General features: G+C 72.9%; 2 protein-coding genes. One reads left to right on the forward strand and one right to left on the reverse strand.

What is annotated here, in order from left to right:
* Positions 1–491 (reverse strand): cellulose binding domain-containing protein (locus tag ABZS58_RS50810; protein ID WP_354792011.1); only part of this gene is annotated, 491 nt, incomplete at its 3' end.
* A gap of 408 nt (positions 492–899) precedes the next feature.
* On the opposite strand from ABZS58_RS50810, the gene ABZS58_RS50815 reads away from it, so the two are divergent.
* Positions 900–5561 (forward strand): AAA domain-containing protein, encoded by a 4662-nt coding sequence (locus ABZS58_RS50815; RefSeq protein WP_354792013.1) that lies wholly within the window; start codon positions 900–902, stop codon positions 5559–5561.
* The last annotated feature ends 326 nt before the right edge of the window (positions 5562–5887 follow it).

Below are 5887 nucleotides of genomic sequence, written 5' to 3' on the forward strand. Positions count from 1 at the left end.
GTCGAGGCGTTCCATGCCAGGGAGAAGCTGGTGTTGGTGGTCGCGGTGACCCGGAAGTTGCCCGGGACACCCGGCGTGCCGGCCGGCGTCGTCGGGGTCGTGCCGCCACCGCAGGCGGCGCCGTTGAGCGTGCAGTTGGTCGGGGTGCCGCTGCCGGCGGCGATGAACCCGAAGCTGGCCGTGCCGCCGGGGGCGATCGTGCCGTTCCAGGTGCTCGCGAAGCTCACGCGGCCGGAGGTGCCGGTCCGGTTGGCGTCCCACGACGAGCTGACCGAGGTGCCGCTGGGCAGGTCGAACGCGACCGTCCAGCCGTTGATCGTGCTGGTCGTGCCGTTGGTGATCGTGTACTTGGCCTCGTAGCCGGAACCCCAGGTGGAGGTTTGGACGAATGCCGCGGTGGCGGGTGCGGCGAACGCCGGCGTGGCGGCGACGATGACGGTGGCCGCGACTGTTGCCAGGGCAGCCGCGATCACCCCGATTCGCAGTCTCATTGCAGACCTGCCTCGGACTCGAGCGAGATGGGGGATGTAGGGCGCCCTGGCGCGGACACTACGCGAAGGTTTGTTAACAGTAAAGATGCCAATCGATTACTGCTCCTGCGCGTTCCGCTGGGGGATTCTCACCCAAGACCCCCGGCGCACAGCCGCACGAGCGCGCTGGCTGCTGCTCGCGCTACGCGCCCATCCCGTGGCCGCCCTCCGCGTCATGGCGCTGCGCCTGGGACTCCGGTGCCGGGCCGCCTTGCGGGGGCGTTCCACTTCCAGGTCCCGCATCCGCCGCCGCAACGCGGCGTTCTCTGCCGCGACGCCGTCGACCGAATCGCCCAACCGCCGGAACCGCGGCCGGACTCGTGCTTTTGATCGGTGCGGAGTGTCGTACCCCAGGTTTAGGCTCGCAGCGTGAACGGACAGGGCAGAGCGGCGCTCGTGCAGGAGGCCGCCAGGCGGTGGCGCTCCCAGCTCATCGACCTGGGCGGGCGGAACACGCTGCTGTATTACAAGGATCTGCGCTCGGGCACGCTCGACCTGTCCGCGGCCGATCCGGTCGCGGTGGCGGCGCTGCTCGGCGGGCGGACCATGTCGCTGCGTCAGCTGTTCACCCGCGCCGCCGCCGGCAGGCGCGCCGCCGGGCCGGCGGCCGCGGAGCCGCCGTCCGCAGCGGCGTCCAGCGTCGCTGGGCGGCCGGCGCCGCAGGACACCGTCCTTGACCTGGGCGCTGATCAGCGATCCGCCGACTCCGCGGACCCGGCGGGGGAGACGCTCGTCGCTGAGCCTGATCCGACCGCGTCACGCCTGGCCGACTCGGGGCGTCCGGCCGTCGGCAGGGCGAAGGTGCCGGTCACCGCGCCGAAGCCCGCCGACCGCCTCGACGACGCCGACCCTTCCGCGGCTGACCTCGCCACGGCTGACGCTGCGGTGCTCGATCCTGCGGCGGCCGATCCGGCGGGTGACGAGGTCGCCGAGCCTGACGAGGGGCCGGTGCTCACGCACGCAGCGGCGGTGAAGCGGGCGCGCACGATCAGAAACAAGGCTCGTGAGCTGGCCGAGGAGCGGGGCATCGAGACGTGCTTCGTGGCGATCGGCAGCGCCACCTGGACGCCGCCGGCCGGGAGCGGGGTGCCGGCCGCGCCCGTGCTGCTGCGATCCGCCCAGCTCAAGGCGCGCGGGGCGGCCGAGGACGACTTCGAGCTGAGCGTGCACGGCGACACCGAGCTCAATCCGACGCTGCTGCAGTTGCTCGAAGAGGAGTTCGGGGTCCAGGTCGACGCCGACGAGCTCGAGGAGCTGATCAGCTACACCGCCGGGTTCGACCCGCAGCCGCTGTTCGAGCGGCTGACCAAGGAGGCGTCGGGGCGGGTCGACGGGTTCACGATCGGGCCGCGCTGCGTGCTCGGCACGTTCTCCTATGCGAAGCTTCCGATGGTCAACGACCTGCGGGTCGCCGAGGCGGCCCTGGAGGGCCACGAGATCATCGCCGCGATCGCCGGTGACGGCGAGGCCCAGCGGCGGCTGCACGCGACCGGCGCGGTCCAGCCCGACGACCCCGACCTGATCGCCCCCGACGACGAGTTCCTGGTGCTCGACGCCGACTCCTCGCAGAACTATGCGATCAACGCCGTCCTGTCCGGCCAGCACAGCGTGATCAAGGGCCCGCCCGGCACCGGCAAGAGCCAGACCATCGCCAACCTCATCGCCTCGCTGGTCGCGCGCGGCAAGCGGGTCCTGTTCGTGGCGGAGAAGCGGGCCGCGATCACCGCCGTCACCGACCGGCTCACCCGGCGCGGGCTGGGCAGCCTGGTCATGGACGTGCACGACGGCACCGCGTCACGGCGCCGGGTGGCCGCCGACCTCAAGGCGGCGTTCGACTCCGCCGCCAGGATCGCCCAGCCCGACCTCAGCGTCCTGCACGAGACCCTGATCACGAAGCGCGCCCAGCTCAACGGGCACGACGAGGCGCTGCACCAGGTCCGCGAGCCGTGGGGCGTCAGCGCCTATCAGTCGCAGTGCGCCCTTGTCGAGCTCGCCGGCACGGTGCGGCCGATGACGGCGGTGCGCCTGCGCGGGCAGACCCTCGCCGCCCTCGACGCCGGCACCGCCCGCCGCGTCCGGGAGCAGCTGCGCGACTTCGCCGCGCTCGGCGGGTTCACCGTCACCGGGCAGCACAGTGGGTGGGTCGGGTCGGCGGTGCGTACACCCGCCGACGCCGAAGCCGCGTTCGACCTGGTCGAGCGGCTCGCCGAGCGGACCCTGCCCGCGGCGCGCCCGGCGCTGCGGCACGTCCAGGAGCAGACCGGCCTGCGCCCGCCCGCCGACCTCGCCGGCTGGCGGCAGCTGTTCGGGTTCCTCGACGGGGTCGCCACGACGCTGGCCAGTTTCCGCGAGGACGTGTTCCGCGTCGACCTCGCCACCCACATCGCCTCCGCCGCCGACGCCACGTGGCGCCGCGAGCACGCCGGCCAGCCGGGCGCCGACGCGGGCTGGCTCACCCGCCGCCGCATGCGCAAGCAGGCCACCCAGCTGTGGCGCGGCTCGGGCAACCCCGGCCGGCAGCAGTTGTTCGCCGGGCTGTCCGCGGCCCTCGCCCAGCGCGCGCAGTGGACCCGGGCCGCAGCGGACGGCGGGCATCCGCGCCTGCCGGGGGAGTTCGCGCGGGCAAGGGCCGCGTTCCAGGCCCTCGACGAGCAGGTCGCGCAGCTGCAGCGGTTCGTCCCGCAGCTCGGCCTCGCCGCGATGGACCTCGACCGGCTCGCCCAGGTCCTGTCCGGGCTCGCCGGGGACGAGCGCACCCTGCGCCGGATCCCCCGGCTCAACGAGCTCGCCGCCGCGTTCGCCGGGCTCGGCCTCGACCAGCTGGTCGCGGACCTCACCGGCCGCCGCACCGACGCCGACCTCGCCGGGGCCGTCTTCGACGCCTGCTGGCACGCGTCGATCCTGCAGCACCTCAACTTCACCGACGACCGCGTCGGCGCGTTCGACGGGCCGCTGCACACCCGCACCGCCGAGGAGTTCCGCGCCGCCGACCACCGGCACATCGACGCGACCGCCAGCCGCGTCCTGCGGGCCGTCGCCGAGCACATCACGCGGACCCGCGACCAGTTTCCCGACGAGAGCCGCCTGGTCGAGCACCAGGCCAACCTCAAGCGCCGGCACCTGCCGATCCGCCAGCTCTTCGCGACCGCCCCGCACATGCTCACCGCGCTGCGCCCCTGCTGGGCGATGAGCCCGCTGATCGTGTCGCAGCTGCTGCCCGCCGAGGCCGACCTGTTCGACGTCGTCGTCTTCGACGAGGCCAGCCAGGTCACGCCCGCCGACGCGGTCCCGGCGCTGCTGCGGGCCAGGCAGGTCGTCGTCGCCGGCGACGAGCACCAGCTGCCGCCCACGTCGTTCTTCACCGCCGCCGAGGAAGGCGCCGGCGCCGACCCGCTCGGCGTCAGGGCCGACGGCTCGATCGACCTGTCGCTCACCTCCGGTTATGAGTCGATCCTGGACGTGCTGACCGCGCTGCTCCCGGCGTATCTGCTGCGCTGGCACTACCGCAGCCAGGACGACCGGCTCATCGGCTTCTCCAACGCGCACATCTACGAGCGGTCGCTGGTCACGTTCCCCGGCACGGCCGGCGCCGGCTCCGTGCAGCACGTGCACGTCGCGCACGACCCGGCCAACACCGACACGGACAGCGTGACCGCCGAGGTCGACCGGGTCGTCGAGCTCGCACTCCAGCACGCCCAGCTGCGCCCCTCACAGTCCCTCGGCGTGATCACCATGGGCATCACCCACGCCGACCGCATCGACCTCGCCCTGCGCAAGGCCCTCTCGGCCCGCGCCGAGCTGCACGCCTTCTTCTCCGAGAGCGCCGGCGAGCCGTTCTTCGTCAAGAACCTCGAGCGCGTCCAGGGCGACGAACGCGACGCGATCATCCTGTCCATCGGCTACGGCAAGAACGCCGCCGGTCAGCTGCCCTACCGCTTCGGCCCGCTGCTGCTCCCCGGCGGCGAGCGGCGGCTCAACGTCGCGGTCACCCGCGCCCGCCGCCGGATGACCCTGGTCAGCTCCTTCACCGCCGCCGACATGGACCCGGCCCGCAGCACCTCCGAGGGCGTCCGGCTGCTGCGGGCGTATCTCGAATACACCGAGTCCGGCGGCACCTCCCTCCGCGCCGCCACCGCCGATCACGCCCAGCCGGACGCCTTCGAGGCCGACGTCCTCGCCCGCCTCACCGCCGCCGGCATCCCCGTCACCGCCCGCTTCGGCGTCGCGGGCGCGTACATCGACTTCGCCTGCTCCCACCCTTCGGATCCGGACGAGCTCGTCCTCGCCATCGAGACCGACGGCGCCACCTACCACTCCGCGAGCACCGCCCGCGACCGCGACCGCCTCCGGCAGGAGCAGCTCGAACGCCTCGGCTGGCGCTACCACCGCATCTGGTCCACCGACTGGTTCGCCGACCCGGCCGCCGAGACCGTGAGGACCCGGGCCGCGTATGACGAGGCGCTCGCCGCCGCCGACGCCCGCCGCACCAACGAGCCGACCATCGTGCTGCACCTGCCCGAGGTGCCCGCCGCTCCGCCCTCGTCGGCCCGCGCCCTGCCGCGCCCCGACTTCGTCCCGGGGCGCCCGATCACCGACTATCCGCGGCCGGGGCTGGTCGCCCTGATCGCCTGGATCGAGTCCGACACCCTGCTGCGCACCGAGGAGCAGGTCCTGGAGGAAGCCCGGCGCGAGCTCGGATTCAAACGGGGCGGCACCCGCATCAACGCCGCCCTCACAGAAGCTCTGCACGAGTCCCGCGCCACCACGGCACCCGCCCCTGCTCCGGGCGCCGCCCCTGCTTCGGGCGCCGCCGCCCCTGCCGAACCCCGTGCCGGCGCTGCTGGTCCGGGCGCTGCTGGTCCGGGCGCTGCTGGTCCGGGCGCTGCTGCTCCGGGCACTTCGGCTGGTCCGGGCGGTGCTGGTCCGGGCGCCGACGTCACACCGGACGCGGACAGGACGATGGTGCTGCGGATCGCCCCGGAGGACCCCGACGAGACAAGGCTCCTGCCGCAACGTCCCGAGACCGACTGACGCCCTGCTCCCATGATCCCAGACGTTTCGGACTGTTCGGGCAGCCAGAACGGTCCGGGTCATGGGACGGCACCCGTGAAGGCCTTGCCCTCCTGGGTCGTGTCCACGTTGGTGGTGTGCGAGTGGTGCCGTCCCCACCCCCACGACGCCCCGAAGATCACCGCCCGAAGCGTGGTACTCCCCGGTCCACCCATCTACACCGGCCTATTTCTCATGATCCGGAAGACTTTATGTCGTCATAGCGCAATGCCGGTGAGTTAAGCGTTCAGGGTGATGGATGGGGCTGGATGGTGACTGTGAAGGTTGCTGTCCAGTTTCGTTGTTTG

The organism is Dactylosporangium sp. NPDC005555, from assembly GCF_040605635.1.
Taxonomy (GTDB): Bacteria; Actinomycetota; Actinomycetes; order Mycobacteriales; family Micromonosporaceae; genus Dactylosporangium.